Annotated in this window: 16 protein-coding genes; 6 read left to right on the top strand and 10 right to left on the bottom strand. The window is 73.9% G+C overall.

The features are described from left to right. Window positions 1-35 precede the first annotated feature (35 nt). Window positions 36-671, bottom strand: a complete 636-nt coding sequence (gene upp, locus AC1C2V_RS18070; RefSeq protein ID WP_495391031.1) for a uracil phosphoribosyltransferase — start codon at window positions 669-671, stop codon at window positions 36-38. A 156-nt stretch (window positions 672-827) separates the two neighbouring features. Here upp and AC1C2V_RS18065 point away from each other — a divergent pair, with 156 nt between their 5' ends. Then, the gene (locus tag AC1C2V_RS18065) at window positions 828-1,376 is read left to right on the top strand and encodes a nucleoside deaminase (RefSeq protein WP_495391030.1); all 549 of its coding nucleotides are present in this window, start codon (window positions 828-830) and stop codon (window positions 1,374-1,376) included. A gap of 38 nt (window positions 1,377-1,414) precedes the next feature. Beyond that, on the top strand, window positions 1,415-2,446 hold the full coding sequence (locus tag AC1C2V_RS18060) for a transglutaminase domain-containing protein (RefSeq protein WP_495391029.1): 1,032 nt from the start codon (window positions 1,415-1,417) through the stop codon (window positions 2,444-2,446). A gap of 20 nt (window positions 2,447-2,466) precedes the next feature. On the opposite strand, the gene AC1C2V_RS18055 is transcribed toward AC1C2V_RS18060, so the two are convergent. Next, window positions 2,467-4,020 (bottom strand): phytoene desaturase family protein, encoded by a 1,554-nt coding sequence (locus AC1C2V_RS18055; protein ID WP_495391028.1) that lies wholly within the window; start codon window positions 4,018-4,020, stop codon window positions 2,467-2,469. Between the two features lie 111 nt (window positions 4,021-4,131). On the opposite strand from AC1C2V_RS18055, the gene AC1C2V_RS18050 reads away from it, so the two are divergent. From AC1C2V_RS18050 to AC1C2V_RS18040, 3 genes are read left to right on the top strand one after another with little or no spacing between them, the layout of a single operon-like run. Continuing rightward, window positions 4,132-5,484 carry a sensor histidine kinase gene (locus AC1C2V_RS18050; protein ID WP_495391027.1) on the top strand — a complete coding sequence of 451 codons (1,353 nt, stop codon included), beginning with the start codon at window positions 4,132-4,134 and terminating at the stop codon, window positions 5,482-5,484. Further along, on the top strand, window positions 5,472-6,134 hold the full coding sequence (locus AC1C2V_RS18045; RefSeq protein WP_495391026.1) for a response regulator: 663 nt from the start codon (window positions 5,472-5,474) through the stop codon (window positions 6,132-6,134). The genes AC1C2V_RS18050 and AC1C2V_RS18045 overlap by 13 nt, the downstream gene beginning before the upstream one ends. Continuing rightward, the gene (locus AC1C2V_RS18040) at window positions 6,131-7,009 is read left to right on the top strand and encodes a DUF4097 family beta strand repeat-containing protein (protein ID WP_495391025.1); all 879 of its coding nucleotides are present in this window, start codon (window positions 6,131-6,133) and stop codon (window positions 7,007-7,009) included. The genes AC1C2V_RS18045 and AC1C2V_RS18040 overlap by 4 nt, the downstream gene beginning before the upstream one ends. A 14-nt stretch (window positions 7,010-7,023) precedes the next feature. Here AC1C2V_RS18040 and AC1C2V_RS18035 read toward each other — a convergent pair whose 3' ends face one another. Genes AC1C2V_RS18035 through AC1C2V_RS18000 form a run of 8 tightly spaced genes read right to left on the bottom strand, consistent with a single transcriptional unit; the run spans window position 7,024 to window position 15,806 of the window. Beyond that, on the bottom strand, window positions 7,024-7,476 hold the full coding sequence (locus tag AC1C2V_RS18035; protein ID WP_495391024.1) for a thioesterase family protein: 453 nt from the start codon (window positions 7,474-7,476) through the stop codon (window positions 7,024-7,026). Beyond that, window positions 7,473-8,417: a 3-hydroxyacyl-CoA dehydrogenase NAD-binding domain-containing protein gene (locus AC1C2V_RS18030; protein WP_495391023.1), complete on the bottom strand. Its 945-nt coding sequence runs from the start codon at window positions 8,415-8,417 to the stop codon at window positions 7,473-7,475. Before AC1C2V_RS18030 ends, AC1C2V_RS18035 begins: the two co-directional genes overlap by 4 nt. Then, window positions 8,414-9,301 carry a beta-keto acid cleavage family enzyme gene (locus AC1C2V_RS18025; RefSeq protein ID WP_495391022.1) on the bottom strand — a complete coding sequence of 296 codons (888 nt, stop codon included), beginning with the start codon at window positions 9,299-9,301 and terminating at the stop codon, window positions 8,414-8,416. The genes AC1C2V_RS18030 and AC1C2V_RS18025 overlap by 4 nt, the downstream gene beginning before the upstream one ends. Before the next feature lie 59 nt (window positions 9,302-9,360). Next, entirely contained in the window at window positions 9,361-10,506 is a 1,146-nt protein-coding gene (locus AC1C2V_RS18020) for a serine hydrolase domain-containing protein (RefSeq protein WP_495391021.1), read from the bottom strand. A gap of 12 nt (window positions 10,507-10,518) precedes the next feature. Next, window positions 10,519-12,327 carry an ABC transporter ATP-binding protein gene (locus tag AC1C2V_RS18015; protein WP_495391020.1) on the bottom strand — a complete coding sequence of 603 codons (1,809 nt, stop codon included), beginning with the start codon at window positions 12,325-12,327 and terminating at the stop codon, window positions 10,519-10,521. Continuing rightward, complete coding sequence (locus AC1C2V_RS18010; protein ID WP_495391019.1) at window positions 12,324-13,190, bottom strand: ABC transporter permease; 867 nt, start codon at window positions 13,188-13,190, stop codon at window positions 12,324-12,326. Before AC1C2V_RS18010 ends, AC1C2V_RS18015 begins: the two co-directional genes overlap by 4 nt. Continuing rightward, the gene (locus tag AC1C2V_RS18005) at window positions 13,187-14,254 is read right to left on the bottom strand and encodes an ABC transporter permease (RefSeq protein ID WP_495391018.1); all 1,068 of its coding nucleotides are present in this window, start codon (window positions 14,252-14,254) and stop codon (window positions 13,187-13,189) included. The genes AC1C2V_RS18010 and AC1C2V_RS18005 overlap by 4 nt, the downstream gene beginning before the upstream one ends. A gap of 1 nt (window position 14,255) precedes the next feature. Further along, window positions 14,256-15,806, bottom strand: a complete 1,551-nt coding sequence (locus tag AC1C2V_RS18000; RefSeq protein WP_495391017.1) for an ABC transporter substrate-binding protein — start codon at window positions 15,804-15,806, stop codon at window positions 14,256-14,258. A 152-nt stretch (window positions 15,807-15,958) separates the two neighbouring features. On the opposite strand from AC1C2V_RS18000, the gene AC1C2V_RS17995 reads away from it, so the two are divergent. Then, the gene (locus AC1C2V_RS17995; RefSeq protein ID WP_495391016.1) at window positions 15,959-16,753 is read left to right on the top strand and encodes an IclR family transcriptional regulator; all 795 of its coding nucleotides are present in this window, start codon (window positions 15,959-15,961) and stop codon (window positions 16,751-16,753) included. Window positions 16,754-16,757: the final 4 nt, after the last annotated feature.

The following is a 16,757-nucleotide window of genomic DNA, read 5'->3' as shown; positions in this document are numbered from 1 at the left end:
GTGCCCGGCCGCCGCGGGTCCGGCAGCCGTGCAGGTCAGACGATGCCGTACAGCCGGTCGCCGGCGTCGCCGAGGCCCGGGACGATGTACTTCTGGTCGTCGAGGCGCTCGTCGACCGCGGCCACGACGATCTGCACGTCCACGCGCGAGCCGATCGCGTTCTCGAGCACCTTCAGCCCCTCCGGGGTGGCCAGCAGGCAGACGGCGGTGACGTCGCGCGCGCCGCGCTCGAGCACGTAGTCGATGGCCGCGACCAGCGTGCCGCCCGTGGCGAGCATCGGGTCGAGCAGGAACACCTGCCGGTCGGTGAGGTCGTCGGGCAGCCGGTTGGCGTAGGTGACGGCCTCGTAGGTGGTCTCGTCGCGCTGCAGGCCGAGGAAGCCGACCTCCGCCGTCGGGATCATGCGCGTCATGCCCTCGAGCATCCCCAGCCCGGCGCGCAGGATGGGGATGACGATGGGGCTGGGATCGCTCAGGCGCACCCCCGTGGTCGTGGTGACCGGGGTGCGGATCTCCTTGGGCTCGGTCCGCACGTGCCGCGTCGCCTCGTAGGCGAGCAGGGTGACGAGCTCGTCGACGAGGAGGCGGAACGTCGCCGACGGGGTCTTCTCGTCGCGGAGGACGGTGAGCTTGTGGTCCACCAGCGGGTGGTCGGCGACGTGCAGGCGCATGGGCACACCGTACCCGGGAGTTGTCAGGGCGACGGCGACGAATACATGGTCCTGGCCCTGACAGCTCGGCGAGCCCGGGAGTTGTCAGGGCCAGGAGCAGGGAAACGTGCACGTCGACCTGACAACTCGGGTGGGGTTGGCGGCTAGCCTGGCGGGATGACGTCGGACGGCGGAGCGCCTGAGCCTGTTCGGTCCGGCCTCGCGCTGCCCTGGGCCGACGGCGAGTTTCCGCCGGCCACGGTCAGCGGGCGGCGGCAGGTGTGGGACGCGTTGATGGGGATGGCGCTGCACGAGGCGTCGCACGCGCTGGCCAGCGACGACGTGCCCGTCGGGGCGCTCGTCGTCGACGCCGACGGCCGGCTCGTCGGGACGGGTCGCAACCGCCGCGAGGAGACCGGCGACCCGACGGCGCACGCCGAGATCCTCGCGCTACGGCAGGCCGCGCTGACCCGCGGCGAGTGGCGGCTCGAGGGCTGCACGCTCGTCGTCACGCTGGAGCCGTGCGCGATGTGCGCGGGGGCGCTCGTCGCGGCGCGGGTACGGCGGCTCGTCCTCGGCGCCTGGGACCCCAAGGCGGGAGCGACCGGCTCGGTCTGGGACCTCGTGCGCGACCAGCGGGCGAACCACGCTGTCGAGGTGGTCGGGGGTGTGCGCGAGGACGAATGCGGCGAAATCCTGCGAGACTTCTTCGAGTCTCGCCGCTGAGGGTGATGACGCGGAACGCCGATGGAGGTCTGACAGGGATGGACACGCCCACCACGACGGAGTCACCGATCACCGGTCGGGGCCCGACGGTGCCGACGCTCGCCGACTACGCCCGGCACAGCGCCTACTCCGACCCCGGGGCGCACGCCGACCTGCTGAGGGCCGTCGCCCCGGACGCCGCGAGCGCCGGCGCCGCGGCGTGCGCCACGATCGTGCACTACCGGTCGGGCAACCCGCTCACCGACGAGCAGTCCGCGGACGTCGACCGCCGCTGGCTGTCCTCGGTGCTGGACGCCGCCGCCGCCCGGCAGCCCGGGCCGCTCGACGCACCGCGGGAGCTGCCCCGGCAGGTCGCCGGCTGCTGCCGCGACCACACCCTGTTCGCCCTCGGGGTGCTGCGCGAGCACGGCGTCCCGGCACGGTCGCGGATCGGGTTCGCCGGGTACTTCGGGCCGCCGTTCTTCGGCGACCACGTCGTGGTCGAGCACTGGTCCGAAGGGGAGGACGACGGCGACGGCCGGTGGGTGCGCTGGGACCCGGAGCTGACCCCCGACGGGTCGTGGGAGTTCGACGTGCGCGACATGCCCACCGGGCCGGCGTCGCCGTTCCCCACGGCCGCCGAGGTGTGGCGGGCGATCCGGGCCGGCGACGTGGACCCGGCGTCCTACGGCGTCGACCCGAGCCTGCCGCACCTGGTCGGCAAGGACTTGGTGCGCGGCTACGTCATGCTCGAGCTGGCGCACCGGATGCGCGACGAGGTGCTGCTGTGGGACGTCTGGGGCGCCGTCCCCGACCTTCCCGGGGTCCCGGAGCTCCTGGCCTCCGCGCAGCCCGGGAGCGTCCCCCTGGTGCCGCTCGACCCGGAGACCTGGGACGCGCTGACGGACGTCCTCGCCGCCCTGCTGGTGGCGGCGGACGCCGGTGACGCGGACGCGGAGCGGAGCCTCGCCGCCCGGTACGAGGCGGGGCTCGGCCCCCGCGGGCGGCTGCTCACGGCGTCGCCGATGGGCCGCCTCGGGATCACCGACCTGCGCGAGCGCACGACGCGCTGGGCCACCGCGCCTGTCTGACCGGGGCCGTCCACGGGCGGCTACAGCGGCGCCACCCGGACCCCGAAGACCTGGCGCAGCGCGCGACGGGCGGCGTGCCAGCCGCCCATGCCGTGCACGCCCGGGCCGGGCGCGGTGGAGGCGGAGCACAGGTACACGCCGCCGGCGCCGACTCGGTACGGGTCCGCCGCGGCGGTGGGCCGCGCGAGGATCTGCCACATCGTGGCGGCGCCGGCGGAGATGTCCCCGCCCACGTAGTTCTGGTTGTGCTCCGCCATCGCGGCGGCGGGGACGGCGCGCGACGCGACGACGACGTCGCGGAACCCCGGCGCGAACCGCTCGATCTGCGCGGTCACGGTCTCGGTGACGTCGACGTCGGAGCCGGCCGGCACGTGCGTGTACGCCCACAGGGGTCGCAGCTCGCCCTGTCCGCCCGGGCCGGGGACGCGGCGCGACGTGTCCACGACGGTCGGGTCGCTGACCAGGCACACGGGGCGCTCGGCGTGCCGCCCGGCGGCCACCTCGCCCTCGGCCCGGGCCATCTCGGCGCGGGTGCCGCCCACGTGCACCGTGCCGGCCCGCGCGACCTCCGGGGCGCTCCACGGGACCGGGCCCGAGAGCACGAAGTCGACCTTTGCGGCCGCGTTGCCGTAGCGGAACCGCGAGAGGCGGCGGTGCACGGACGGCGGCAGCGACGCCCCGAGGACGTCGAGCAGCGTGCGGGGCGTCGTGTCGAACAGCACGGCGCGGGCTGCGGGCAGGTCCGCGGGAGTGCGCACCCGGTGTCCCGCGACGACCGTGCCGCCGTGGGCCTCGAGGTCCGCCCGTAGGGCGGCGACGATCGCCCCCGACCCGCCGCGGGGGACCGGCCACCCGCCGTCGAACCCGCCGTCGAACCCGCTGGCGGACCTGCTGTCGGGGGCGGCGTGTGCCAGGGCCCCGAGCAGCAGGGACGTGCCTGCCCCGGACAGCGACGGCAACGCCGTGATGGCGTGGGCGGCGACGCCGGTGAGCAGCGCCCCGCCGTCGCCCGAGAACCTGCCGCCCCAGGCGTGGGTGCCCTGCTCGAGCACGCCGAGCGCGAACCGGGCGGCGCCCGCGGTGGCCCGCACGGGGTCCGCCGCGTCGAACACCCCCGGCGGCACGGAGCGGTGGTCGCCCATCCCGACGGCGACGACGGCCTCCCACTGCTCCGCCAGCGGGCCGAGCAGCGAGCGCCACGCGGCGCCGTCAGGACCCAGGCCCTCGGCCGTACGCTCGAGGTCGCGGTGGGCGACGGCGGCGCGCCCGCCGGGCAGCGGCTGCGCGTAGGACACCTCGGGGGTGAGCAGCTCGACGCCGTGCGCGCGCAGGTCGAACGCCCGGAAGAACGGCGATGCCCAGGCCATCGGGTGGACGGCGGAGCACAGGTCGTGCACGACGGCGCCCGGCAGGCCGGCGAGCAGGTCGCCGTCGTCGCCGGGGGCGAGCGTCCGCGCGCCGCCGCCGACGGTCGCGTTCGCCTCCAGCACCGTCACCGACAGCCCCGCCCGGGCCAGCGTCACGGCGGCCGCCAGGCCGTTGGGACCCGAGCCGACCACCACGGCGTCGTGCACGTCGTCCTCCCTCTGCCGGCACCGCCGGCCGCCTCCGGTGGGTATTCCCTACCGCGACGACGTGGGGATGCAGACTGTCCGGCCGATACGTCGCAGCCTAGTCTCGACACCATGACCAGCACGGACGCCCGCGGGCCCACCATGAGCCTCGTACCGGCCCTGACCTCCGGAGCGGGCCTGCTGCGGGCGCCCGTGGACCCGGCCACGGGCCGCGCCGTCGCGCAGCTCGCCGTCGGGACGGTGTGGTTGGCGAGCGTGGGCGTCGTGGTGTGGGTGCTGGTCACCGTGTCGACGGTCCTCGTCGCCGCCGTGGGGCTGGGCCTCGTCCTCCTCGGGCTCACCCTGTCCCTGGCGCGGCGGTTCGCCGCCCTCGAGCGCGAACGCCTCGCCGTCCAGACCGGGGTCGTCGTGCCTGCGCCGTCGCCGCCCACGGCCCCGTTCCCTCGGTCCTTGGCCGCCCTGCGGTGGACGCTGCGCGACGACCGCGCGTGGGCCGCAGCGGCGTACGCCCTGCTCGCCCTGCTCGTGTCCGTCGCCTTCCTGGTGACCGCCGTCGGCCTGGCCGCGGGGGCGATCGCGCTCGTCGTGCTCCTGGTCCGGGGCGCGGTCGGGAACATGTCCGGCCTGACCGGGAACCCGTGGCCCTTCGCGGTGCTCTTCGGGGCCTTCGTCGGCGCCGGGCTGTTGTGGGCCGCGTCCGCCGTCGCCCAGGCCGGCACCGCCCTCGTGGTGTGGATGGCGCAGAACTGCCTCGGCCCCTCGGCGGCCGACCTGGCCCGGGAGCAGGCCCGGGCCGCCGAGCAGGACGCCGCGACCGCGCGCGAGCGCGCCGTCGCCCTCACCGAGACGCGCTCTCAGGCCGTCGCCGCCGCTGCCGACGAGCGGCGGCGCATCGAGCGCGACCTGCACGACGGCGCCCAGCAACGTCTCGTCGCCCTGGGTGTCGAGCTCGGCGTCGCGCGCCGCCTCGCGGGGCAGGACCCCGAGGCGACCGCCGCAACGATCGAGTACGCGCACGGCGAGGTGAAAGCGACGCTCGCCGAGCTGCGCGACCTCGTGCGCGGTATCCACCCCGCCATCCTCGACGACCGTGGGCTCGACGCGGCCCTGTCTGCCCTGGCGGCCCGCAGCCCCGTCCCGGTGCAGGTCGAGACGGCTTCCGACCTCTCCCGGGCCGGTTCGGCCGCGCAGGCCGCGGCCTACTTCGTCGTCGCCGAGGCGCTGACCAACGCGGCCAAGCACGCGGACGCCCGGACCGCCCGGGTGCGTGCCGACGTCACGGAGGACGGGACCCGCCTGCGGGTGGTCGTCGAGGACGACGGCCGCGGCGGGGCCGAACCGGCACTCGGCAGCGGCCTCGCCGGGCTGCGGGGGCGCGTCGCCGCGCTCGACGGCAGCTTCGAGCTCACCAGCCCGCCCGGCGCGGGCACCCGACTCACCGTGGAGGTGCCGTGCGCGTCGTGATCGCGGAGGACTCCGTGCTCCTCCTGGACGGGCTGTCCCGGCTGCTGGCCGCGGAGGGCCACACGGTGACGGGCCACCGCACCGCCGACGAGCTGGTCGCGGCCCTCTCGCGCCCCGGGGCCGTGCTGCCCGACCTGCTCGTCACCGACGTGCGCATGCCGCCGTCGCACACCGACGAGGGGCTGCGCGCCGCCCTGCACCTGCGCAGCCTGCACCCCGACCTGCCGGTCCTCGTGCTCTCGCAGTACGTGGAGCAGCGGTACGCGTCCGAGCTGTTCGCCGCCGGCGCTCGCGGGCTAGGGTACGTGCTCAAGGACCACATCGCCGACGTCGACACGTTCCTCGACGCGGTCGACCGGGTGGCAGGCGGCGGTACCGTCGTGGACCCCGAGGTGGTCACGCAGGTCATCGCGCGCAGCCGCCGCTCCGGCCTCGACATCCTGACCCGGCGCGAGCGCGAGGTACTCGGGCTCATGGCCGAGGGCCGCTCCAACACCGCGATCGCGGAACGCCTCGTCGTGGGGATGCCCGCCGTCGAGAAGCACGTCACGAACATCCTCACCAAGCTGGGACTTCCGCCCGACGCCGACGACAACCGCCGCGTGCTCGCGGTGCTGCGATGGCTCGACGAGAACGGAGCACGACCATGACCACGACCACGACCAACCCCACGCCCGCGCCTGCACCCAACCCCGCGCCCGCGGTGCCCCCGCCGCACCGCAGCTCTGTCGGCCGCGCACTGCTCGTCATCGGCGCCGTGGTCGCGACCCTGGCTGGGCTCTGGGTCGCGTTGTTCCTCGTGGACGGCGCGGTGGCGGAGACGGCTGCGAAGCACGAGAGCTACGCCGCCCCCGCCACGGTAGAGCTGGTCGCCGACGGCGACGTGACGGTGCGGGCCTCGGACGGCAGCGGCGACGTCGAGGTCGACCGGATCGCGCACAGCGGCCTGACGAGCCCCACGTACCGCGCCGACGAGTCCACCGGCCGCCTCGTCCTCACGCACGAGTGCACGGGCTGGCTGAGGAGCGCCGGCCGGTGCAGCGGCGAGCTCGCGGTCACCCTTCCCGCGGACACCGCGGTGCTGGTCCGCACGTCGAACGGCGACGTGCTGGCCGCCGGGGTCGCGGGCGACGTCGAGCTGCGGTCCCGCAACGGCGACGTCGAGGCCACCGACATCGGGGGCGCCCTGGACGTCGGCACCAGCAACGGTGACCTCGTCATCGACCAGGCCGCCGGCGACGTCGACGCCCGGTCGTCGAACGGGTCGATCGACGTCACGGACGTCGGGGGCAGCGTGGACGCCGACACGAGCACCGGCCGCGTCGACGTCGCCGAGGTGAGCGGGGACGTGCGCGCCACGAGCAGCAACGGCGACGTCACGGTCGTCGGAGACGGCGAACCCGTGCGACTCCAGATCGAGACGTCGAACGGGGAGCAGACCACCGAGGGGCCCACCGACCCCGACGTCGACCGGAGCGTGGCGATCCGCTCGTCCAACGGGGACGTGTCCTACCTGGCCCCGTGACCCGGCCCCGGCGGTCAGCGACCTATCCGGATGGCCCGGCCGACGTCCGGGCCGGGTGGCGTGCGCACCGCGTCGATCCGTTCGACGACCTCGGGTGGGAACGGCGCCGACCGGCCGCCGACCACGTGCAGCCCGAGCACCTCCTCGGTCGCCCGCAGGCGGCCGCCGGTCCACAGCTCGTGCCAGAGGTGCAGTGCCTTGCCCGTGGCGCCGACAACGCTCGACCGCACCTCGAGGTCGGCGCCGGCCGGCACCTCGTCCAGGTACCGCAGGTGCGCCTCGACCGTGTAGAGCGACGCGTCGTGCCGCTCGCGGTAGTCGGGTCCGAGGCCGACGTGGTCCATCAGCGCATCGGTGGCGTGCCCGAGGACGAGCACGTAGTAGGCCTCGCTGAGGTGGCCGTTGTAGTCGATCCACTCGTCGCGGACCGGCTCGCGCCAGGGCGGGAGCACCGCGGGCGTTGTCACGCGCGTCCCGTGGCGCGCAGCAGGGCGACGACCTGGCGGTCGCGCTCGGCGATGAGGTCGTCCACCGTGCGGCCGTCGGCCTCGTCCTCGCACCCGTCGACGACGGCGTCCCGCAGCTCGGGCGTGAGCTCCGGGGCGTCGAGCCGCGTCCACGGCGAGAGCAGCGACGGCCCGAAGTGGTCGAGCATGTGCGCCATGCCGCCCTGCCCGCCGGCCAGGTGGAAGGTGAGCATCGGCCCCTGGAACGGCCACCGGAGCCCGGGGCCGTCCGTGATGGAGCGGTCGATCTGCTCGACGGTCGCCTCGCCGGCGTCCACCATGTGCAGGGCCTCGCGCCACAGCGCCTCCTGCAGGCGGTTGGCGATGAAGCCCGGCACCTCGCGGTCCATGGTGATCACCGACTTGCCGGCGGTCGTGAGGAACTCCGAGGCCCACGCGACGGCGGCGTCGTCGGTCTGCTCGCCGCCCACGACCTCGACGAGCGGGATGAGGTACGGCGGGTTGAACGGGTGCCCGACGACGGTGCGGCCCGGAGTGGCACAGTCCGTCTGCATGTCCGTCATCGGGTAGCCGGACGTCGACGACGAGATCACCACGTGGTCCGCGGTGGCCGCGTCGATGTCGGCGAGCAGCGTCCGCTTGAGCTCGAGGTTCTCCGGCGCGCTCTCCTGCACGAAGTCGGTGCCCTCGACGGCCTCGGCCAGCGTGGCGCAGACGGTGAGGTTCGTCCGGTCGGCGCCGTCCGCGAGGCCGAGCTCGGTGAGCGCGGGCCAGGCCGCGTCGACCAGGTGGCGCAGCCTGGTCCCGGCGTCGGGCGCCGGGTCCCAGGCGCGGACGTGGTAGCCGCGGGCGAGGAAGTAGGCGGCCCAGCCGCCGCCGATGACGCCGGCGCCGACGCAGGTGACGGTGCGGACGTCGTGGGGTGCGGTGCGGGCGGTCATCGGGCACCCTCCAGCTGCAGGATCTCGCGGGCGTCGTCGGGGGTGGCCACCGCGGCGCCCATCGCCTCGACGATGGTCCGGGCCCGCGTGACGAGCTGCGCGTTCGTGGCCTTGACCCCCTTGCTCAGGTACAGGTTGTCCTCGAGGCCCACGCGCACGTGGCCGCCCAGCAGCACCGACTGCGCCACCCAGGGCAGCTGCATGCGGCCCAGCGCGAACGAGGACCACACCGCGCCCTCGGGGAGCTGGTCGACCATCGTCGCCAGCAGCCGCGGGTCGGCGGGCGCGCCGTAGGGGACGTCCATGCACAGCTGGAACATCGCGGGGGAGTCGATGAGGCCCTCGGCGACCAGCTTCTTGGCGAACACGAGGTGGCCGGTGTCGAAGATCTCCATCTCGACGCGGGTGCCGAGCTCCTGGATGCGGCGGGCGCCGTCGCGCAGGATGTCGGGCGTGCTGATGTAGACCAGGCTGCCGTCGCCGAAGTTGAGGCTGCCGCAGTCGAGCGTGCAGATGTCCGGCCGCACCGTCTCGACGTGCTTGAGCCGCTCCACGCCGTTCACCAGGTCGGTGCCGGGCAGGATGGTGGTCGGGTCCTTGGGGTCGAGGTACAGGTCGCCGCCCATGCCGGCGGTCGTGTTGATGACGACGTCGACGTCGCTGGCGCGGATCAGCTCGACCGCCTCGCGGTAGAGCTCGGTCTCGCGCGAGGGGGCGCCGGTCCGCGGGTCGCGCACGTGGATGTGCACGATGGCGGCGCCCGCGCGGGCGGCGTCGATGCCCGCCTGGGCGATCTGCTCGGGGGTGACCGGCACGTGCTCGGAGCGGCCGACGGTGTCGCCGGCGCCGGTGAGCGCGCAGGTGATGATGACGTTGCGGTTCATGGTGTCCTCTCGGGGGTCCTCGGGGACGAGGTGTTCGGACGGTGGTGGGTGGTCGGAGGTCAGGGACGCGTGCCGGGCACCGCGGCGGCGATCGCCTGGAGCCCCAGGTAGCTGAGGTCGCGGTAGTGCCGGTCCTCCCAGGCGTCGGCGTACGGCCACAGGGAGGTCTTGACCACGACGACGCCGCGGTCGCGGTCGACGAGGGTGAACTGGCCGTGGCTGCCGTCGGCGACGAGCACCCGGCCGGCGGTGTCCAGCGGCCACCAGTGGCAGGAGTAGCCCGCGTGGGTGGTGTACGCGCTGGGCAGCCGCCCGGGAGCGAGGAACGGGTACGGGGGGACGCCGTCGGCGGCGACCCAGTCCTCCGCGAGGAGGCGGGTGCCGCCGGGGGTGCCGCCCACCCGTCCGTCGAGCGCGAGAAGGCCCACCCGGGCCCAGTCGCGCGCGGTGGCGGCGACGCCGCCGCCGGCCATGGCGGCACCGTCGCCGTCGATGCCGACGACGGCGTCCTCGGCGCACCCGAGGTCCGCCCAGAGGCGTGCCACGGCGTCGGCGAAGGCCTCGCCGGTGGCGCGCTCGCGGACCCAGTCGAGCACCTGCGAGTCCGCTGTGCAGTACCCCCACTGGGTGCCCGGCCGGTGCTTGGGTCGCGTCTCGGCGAGCAGGGTCCGGGTGCTGCCACCGGTGCGGAATGCGCCGACCAGCCGGGCGGCCGCGCCGTCGGGGTCGCGGTGATCCTCCACCCAGTCGAGCCCGGTCGTCATGGTGATGACGTCGGTGACGGTGCACTCGGCGTAGCCGGACCCGGCGAGCTCGGGCACGTGGCCCGTGACCCGGTCGGCGAGGCGCAGGCTTCCCTCGGTGACGGCGCGGCCCACCAGCGTGGCGAGCAGGGACTTCGTCATCGACGCGCCGAGGAACTTCGTCCGCGGCCCGAGCCCCTCGGCGTACCACTCGTGCACGACCTCGCCGCGGTCCAGCACGAGCAGGCTGGTCGCGTAGGTCTCGGCGCGCCACCGCCCCAGGTCGGCGAGGTGCCCGGCCCCCGCCACGTCGACCTCGAGGTGGCGGTGCGCCTCCGGCAGGGCGCTGGGCCGCGGCGCCGGGACGCGCACGTGGGGCATCACGGGGGAGCCTTCGCCGGACAGGTGCGGGTCGATGAACCGCAGCGCCGCGACGCCGTCGGTGCTGGTGCTCTGCGTCAAGGAACGTGCCTCTCAGTCGATGCGCGGCGTGTTGGCCAGCAGGGTCCGCGTGTAGTCCTGCTGCGGGTGCTCCATGACCTCGGCGACGGGCCCCGACTCCACGAGCCGGCCCTCGCTGAGGATGTCGACCCGGGTGGCGATGGAGCGGACCAGCGCGAGGTTGTGTGTGACGAAGAGCATGGCGATGCCGCGCTGCGTGCGGAGCCGTTCCAGCAGCTCGACGATCGAGCCCTGCACGGAGACGTCCAGCGCCGAGGTGATCTCGTCGCACACGAGCACATCGGGCTGAGCAGCCAGGGCGCGGGCGATGGCCACGCGCTGGCGCTCGCCCCCGGAGAGCCGGTCGGTGCGCAGACCGAGCACCGACGGGCCGAGCGCGACGGCCTCGAGCAGCTCGACCGCGCGGTCCGTGGCCTGCTTGCCCCGGGCGAGCCCGAACAGCTCCATCGGCCGCCGGACGATCTGCCCGACGGTCTGCCGCGGGTTCAGCGACAGGTACGGGTTCTGGAAGATGTACTGGACGCGCTTGCGGTCCTCGGTGCTGCGTCGTCGCGTGGACCTGGCCAGCTCGTGGCCGTCCAGCTCGATCCGGCCGGACCACTGGCGGTGCAGGCCGCCGACGCTGCGGGAGATCGTCGTCTTGCCGCTGCCGGACTCGCCGACCAGCGCGACGCACTCGCCGCGGGCGAGGTCGAACGAGACGTCGTGCACCACCTGCGTGCGTCCGTACGACACGTCGAGCCCCGTCACGGACAGCACGACGTCGCGCGCGGCGTCGTCCGTGACGGCGTCGGGCACCCGGCCGAGGTCGATGTCCCAGGCGCCGAGGACGTCGGCGCGCAGGCACCGTGCCCGGTGCCCCTCGCCGATGTCGACGGGCACGGGCACCGTGGTCGCACAGGCTTCCGTCGCGAACCGGCATCGGTCGTGGAACCGGCAGCCGCTCGGGCGTCGGCCCGGCTGCGGCGTACGGCCTGGGATCCCGCTGAGGGCGCGGGCCTGCCCGACGTGCGGGATCGCGTCCAGCAGCGCCCGCGTGTACGGGTGGGCCGGATGCGCGAAGACCTGCTCCCGTGGCCCGAGCTCCACGATCTGGCCGGCGTACACGACGGCGACCCGGTCGGCGATGTTGCCGATCACGGCCAGGTCGTGCGTGACGTACAGGGCGGCGACGTCGTGCGTCTCGCAGAGCCGCGACATCGTCTCGAGCACCAGGGTCTGGGTGGTGACGTCGAGCCCGGTCGTCGGCTCGTCCAGCACGAGCACCTGGGGCCGCGGGAGGAACGCCATCGCCAGGGCGACGCGCTGCACCTGCCCGCCGGAGAGCTGGTGCGGGTACCGGGCCAGGAAGGCGTCGTCGTCGGGCAGGCCGACCTCGGCCAGCCCGGCGCGGGCACGCTCCAGACGCCCTGCGCGGGTGTCGATGCCGCGCAGCTCGAGCAGCTCGACGATCTGCCGCCCGATGCGGATGCTCGGGTTGAGGGCCGAGGCCGGGTCCTGCGGCATGTACGCGATGTGCTCGCCGCGCAGCATCCGGACCTCGTCCGCGGGCATGCCGAGCACGTCGTGACCGTCCACGACGACCGTGCCGGCCTCGAGGACGGCACCCGTGCGGGCGTGGCCGAGCAGCGCGGTGCCGATGGTGGTCTTGCCGGAGCCGGACTCGCCCACCAGGCCCACGACCTCGCCGGGCCGCAGGGTCAGGTCGATCCCGTCGACGACGTCCACGCCGCTGCTCGCGAGCGCGACCCGCAGGCCGCGCACGGAGCAGATCGCGGACGGGGCATCGAGGTCGCCGGGTGTTGTCGTGATCGTCGTCATCGGTCGCCTCCCTTCGAGGTGAGCTGGGAGATTCCGTCGGCCATCAGGTTCGTGCCGATCGCGAAGATGCCGATCATGATCACCGGCGCCAGCACGCCCCAGGGCTGGACCAGGAGCGCCAGCCGGTTCTCGTTGATCATCTGTCCCCAGTCGGCGGCGCCGGGGTTCGTGGAGAAGCCCAGGAACGCGATGCCGGCGACCATGCCGATCGAGTAGGTCAGTCGGAGGCCGGCCTCGGCCAGCATGGGGCCGCTCATGTTGGGCAGCACCTCGCGCACCACGATGCGCAGCCGCCGCTCGCCGAGCGCCTCCGCGGAGGTGACGAAGTCGCGGCGGGTCAGGCCGAGCGCCACGCCGCGGGCCACCCTGGCGACGCGTGGCGCGTGCGAGATGCCGACCAGCAGGACGACCATCCACGCCGTCGGCTCCGCGACGGTGGACAGCACGAGCAGGGTGAGCAGGATCTGGGGGAAGGCGAGCACGGCGTCGTTGAGGCGCATCACGATCTCGTCGAACCACCCGCCGACGTACGCCGCGAGCACCCCGACCAGCACGCCCAGCACGAGGCCGACGACGGTGGCGAGGAGGGCGACCACGAGGACCGAGCGCCCGCCGTACAGGAGCCGGGAGAGCACGTCCTGGCCGATGTAGTCGGTCCCCAGGAGCCCCGCGTCGCTGTACGGGTCGCCGGTGATCTGGTTCTCGCCGAAGGGCGCGACCCACGGGCCGGCCACGGCGACCAGCACCACGAACGCGGTGATCACGACGCCGACCGTCAGCCGCGAGCTGCGCGCCCGGTGGGCGGCGGTCGCCGTCGAGGCCTCGCTCGTCGTCGTGCCGGTAGTCAGCTGGATGCTGCTCATGAGCTGATCGCCGTTCTCTCGCGGGGCGTGCACAGGATGGACAGGGCGTCGGCGACCAGGTTCACCACGACGTACACGGCGGCGATGATCATCGCGAGGGCCTGGACCATCGGGACGTCGCTGTTGCGGACGCTGTCGACGAGGCTGGCGCCCATGCCGGGGTAGGAGAAGAGGTACTCCACGAGCACGATCCCGCTGGCCAGCCAGGCGAGCTGGAGCGCCACCACCTGGATGCCCGGGACGACGGCGTTGCGCAGCGCGTGCCGCCGCAGCACCACCCGCTCCGGGACGCCCTTGAGGCGCGCGAGCTCGACGTAGTCGCTGTCGAGGACGTCGAGCAGCGTCGAGCGCATGATCCGGATGACATACGGGGCGACCACGAGGACCAGGGTCGCCACCGGCAGCACCATCGACGCCGGCTGGGTCCACGGCGCCTCGCCGCCGGCACTGATCGTGACCGCCGGCAGGGCGTGGAACACCACGGTGGAGAAGACCGCGACCAGCACGATGCCGACCACGAACTCCGGCAGCCCGGCGAGGGTCAGCACCACGAGCTGGATCCCGTGGTCGAGCCTGCGGCCGCGGTGGCGGGCGCTCAGCAGCGCAGTGCCGAAGGCGACCGGGATGATGACGATCGCGGCGATCAGCACCAGGATGCCGCTGTTCACGACGCGGTCGCCGATCAGCTCGCTCACCGGCAGGCCGTTCGCGACCGACGTGCCGGGGTCGCCCGTGAGGAGGCCGCCGAGCCAGTGCCAGTAGCGGTCCCACAGCGACTCGTCCAGGTGCAGCTGCTCGCGGATCTGGGCGGCGCGGCCGGGGCTGGTGGCGGCCTCCTTGCCGAGGATCGCCTTGACCGGGTCGCCCAGGGCGGCCGTGGCCAGGAAGACCAGGGCGGAGACCAGCCACAGCGTCAGGGCGGCCAGCCCGACCCGCCGCACGGTCCAGAGCGTCCAGGCCGTGACCGGGGACCCGGGTCGGCCGCGGCCCCGGGGGGTTCCGCCCGGGGATCCGGGGGTACCGGCGGACCGGGTGGCGCTCGCGGGTGTCTCGGTCGCGGTCATGTCAGGCTCCCTCGACGAAGGACACGCGGTGGAACTTGTATCCACCGCTCGGCAGGTAGCGGTCGGGCTCGAATCCCTGGACGAGGTTGGAGTACCCGTCGACCTGCTTCTTGAAGCCCCAGACGATGAGGCCGCCGCGCTCGTGCTCGATCTCCTGGCAGCGGTGCAGCAGCTCGCCGCGCTCCTGCTCGTCGACCGTGGCGGTCGCCTGCGCGAACAGCCCCTGGAACTCGGCGTCGTCGAAGTGGGTCTCGTTGTACGGCGCGCTCGGCAGGGCGCAGGTCGCGGCCTGCGGGATGTAGTTGCGGGTGACCCAGAAGTCCTGCGCGAACGGCCACTGGAGATACTGCTCGCCGTAGAAGGTGTTGGGGTCCGCCTTGTTCAGACGGACGTCGATGCCGGCCTGGCGGGCCTGGTCGACGAAGAGGTTCGCGGCCTCGACGCCGCCGGCGCCGACAGCGGTCGAGGTGACCAGCTCCACCTGGAGGTTCTCCTGGCCGGCCTGCTTGAGCAGCGACCTGGCCTTGTCGACGTCCTGGTGACGCTGCGGCAGGTCGTCGGCGTAGGCGGGGTCGAAGGGCGCGTAGAGGTCGTTGCCGATGAATCCGTAGCCGCCGAGCGCCTGGTCGATCATCTGCTGGCGGTCCACGACCAGCCGCAGGGCCTCGCGCACCCGGACGTCCGAGAACGGTTCGGCGTCCACCCGCAGGGTGAAGGGGATCCACGCGCCGGTGTCGGAGACGAGGGCGGACGCGCCCTGCTCGGCGACCGCGTCGACGAGGTAGTTGGGCAGGTTGTCGACGCTCTGCACCTGGCCGGCCAGCAGCGCGTTGACCTTGGCCGCGTCGTCGGCGAAGTCGAAGATGACCAGCTCGTCGACCCAGGCGGCGTCGCCCCAGTAGTCGTCGAACCGCTGGAACCGGCTGAGCTGGCCCGGCGTGAAGGTGTCCGCCCGGAAGGCCCCGGTGCCGACGGGGTTCGCCGGGTCGAAGTCCGTCGGGACGATCCCCGCCGTGTACTCCGCGATCAGCTGGTCGAACACCGAGTAGGGCTGCTTGAGGGCGAACCGGACCGTGTGCGGGTCGAGGGCCTTCGAGTTCTTGATGTCGAGGACGTCGCTCAGCGCGCCCGCAGCGCCCGTCTCCGGGTCGGTGATCCGCGCCATCGTGAACAGGACGTCGTCGGCGGTCATCGTCTTGCCGTGGTGGAACTGGACGTCGCGGCGCAGCTCCACCGTCCACGACGAGGCGTCGCGGTTCGGGGTCACGGCCGTGGCGAGCGCGGGGGCGAGCTGGTAGCCCGAGTCCCAGAAGAGCAGCGGCTCGTACAGGTTGTTCACCCGGGCGATGTCGGGGTTGGTCACGGGAAAGTGCGGGTCGAGCGAGTCCTTGAGGCCTCCGCCCGTGGCGCCGTGGCTGAGGATGCCGCCACGCGTCCGCGGTGCCGAGGCGCCGGGCGCCTGCGGGACGGTGCCGCACCCTGCGAGCGCCGTCGCGCTGACGGCTCCTGCTGCCGCGATCGCCGCCAGTCGGAGTACGTCGCGCCGCGACACCCCGCGACCACCCGGGCCGAGTCCGTTGTAGATTTGTTCTCTCCTTGTTCGCATTGCGAGCACATGGTTGAGCGATGCGAACATAGGGGGTCCCGTGGGTCGAGTCAACCTGGCCTGGGGCGACAGGAAAGCGGCGGCAAAGGAGTCGGCAGGTGGATGAAACGGCCATCAACGGGGTCGAGAGCACGCGTCGGAGCGGGCGGGTGCAGTCCGTGGATCGGGCCGTCGCGCTGCTGCGTGCGGTCGCCAGGTCGGGTGCTCCCGGGGACGCCACGGTGGCGGCACTCGCCGTCCGATGCGGGCTCAACCGCGCCACCGCGTGGCGCATCCTCACGACCCTCGAGGCGGAGGGCATGGTCGCGTGCGACCGGCGGACCGGCGAGTGGCAGATCGGGGTGGGTCTCGTCGAGCTCGCGGGAGCGGGCAGCGTCGAGACGGTGATCCGCTCCGCGCACCACGTGCTCGAGAAGCTGTGCCTGCAGACCGGAGAGACGGCTGCGCTCGCCGTGTTCCGGTCCGGCCGGCTGACCTACGTCGACGAGGTCGCCCCGACCTCGGTCGTGGCGGCGACCTGGCACGGACGGGTGGTCCCCTTCCACGCGACGTCGACCGGCAAGGCGCTGCTCGCGTCCCTGCCCCCGGAGTCGGCCCGCAAGCTGCTCGTCGGGCGCCTCAAGCGGTACACCGACACGACCGTCACCGACCGGCAAGCCCTCGACGTCGAGCTCGAGGAGACGCGGCGCCGCGGCTACGGCGTCTGCCGCGGAGAGTTCGAGGCATCGGCGTTCGGGATCTCCGCGCCGGTGCTCGACTCCAACGGCCACCCGCTCGCCGTCGTGAGCATCTGGGGTCCGGGGAGCCGGCTCACCGAGGACCGGTTCGAGGCGATCGGCGAGGTCGCCCGGGGCGCCGCCGACACCATCGCGAGGCCGGCCACGCGCCGGTAGCCGC

This window comes from Isoptericola sp. Y541 (assembly GCF_059445465.1).
The sequence above is the reverse complement of the archived record's forward strand: the minus strand, read 5'-3'. Positions and strand labels throughout refer to the sequence as shown.

What these genes read in the sequence shown, in the direction of transcription:
- AC1C2V_RS18025 (WP_495391022.1), bottom strand. Translation starts at nt 9,301, where the DNA reads ATGAACCGCAACGTCATCATCACCTGCGCGCTCACCGGCGCCGGCGAC.
- AC1C2V_RS18040 (WP_495391025.1), top strand. Translation starts at nt 6,131, where the DNA reads ATGACCACGACCACGACCAACCCCACGCCCGCGCCTGCACCCAACCCC.
- AC1C2V_RS18065 (WP_495391030.1), top strand. Translation starts at nt 828, where the DNA reads ATGACGTCGGACGGCGGAGCGCCTGAGCCTGTTCGGTCCGGCCTCGCG.
- AC1C2V_RS18015 (WP_495391020.1), bottom strand. Translation starts at nt 12,327, where the DNA reads ATGACGACGATCACGACAACACCCGGCGACCTCGATGCCCCGTCCGCG.
- AC1C2V_RS18060 (WP_495391029.1), top strand. Translation starts at nt 1,415, where the DNA reads ATGGACACGCCCACCACGACGGAGTCACCGATCACCGGTCGGGGCCCG.
- AC1C2V_RS18010 (WP_495391019.1), bottom strand. Translation starts at nt 13,190, where the DNA reads ATGAGCAGCATCCAGCTGACTACCGGCACGACGACGAGCGAGGCCTCG.
- AC1C2V_RS18005 (WP_495391018.1), bottom strand. Translation starts at nt 14,254, where the DNA reads ATGACCGCGACCGAGACACCCGCGAGCGCCACCCGGTCCGCCGGTACC.
- AC1C2V_RS18030 (WP_495391023.1), bottom strand. Translation starts at nt 8,417, where the DNA reads ATGACCGCCCGCACCGCACCCCACGACGTCCGCACCGTCACCTGCGTC.
- upp (WP_495391031.1), bottom strand. Translation starts at nt 671, where the DNA reads ATGCGCCTGCACGTCGCCGACCACCCGCTGGTGGACCACAAGCTCACC.
- AC1C2V_RS18050 (WP_495391027.1), top strand. Translation starts at nt 4,132, where the DNA reads ATGACCAGCACGGACGCCCGCGGGCCCACCATGAGCCTCGTACCGGCC.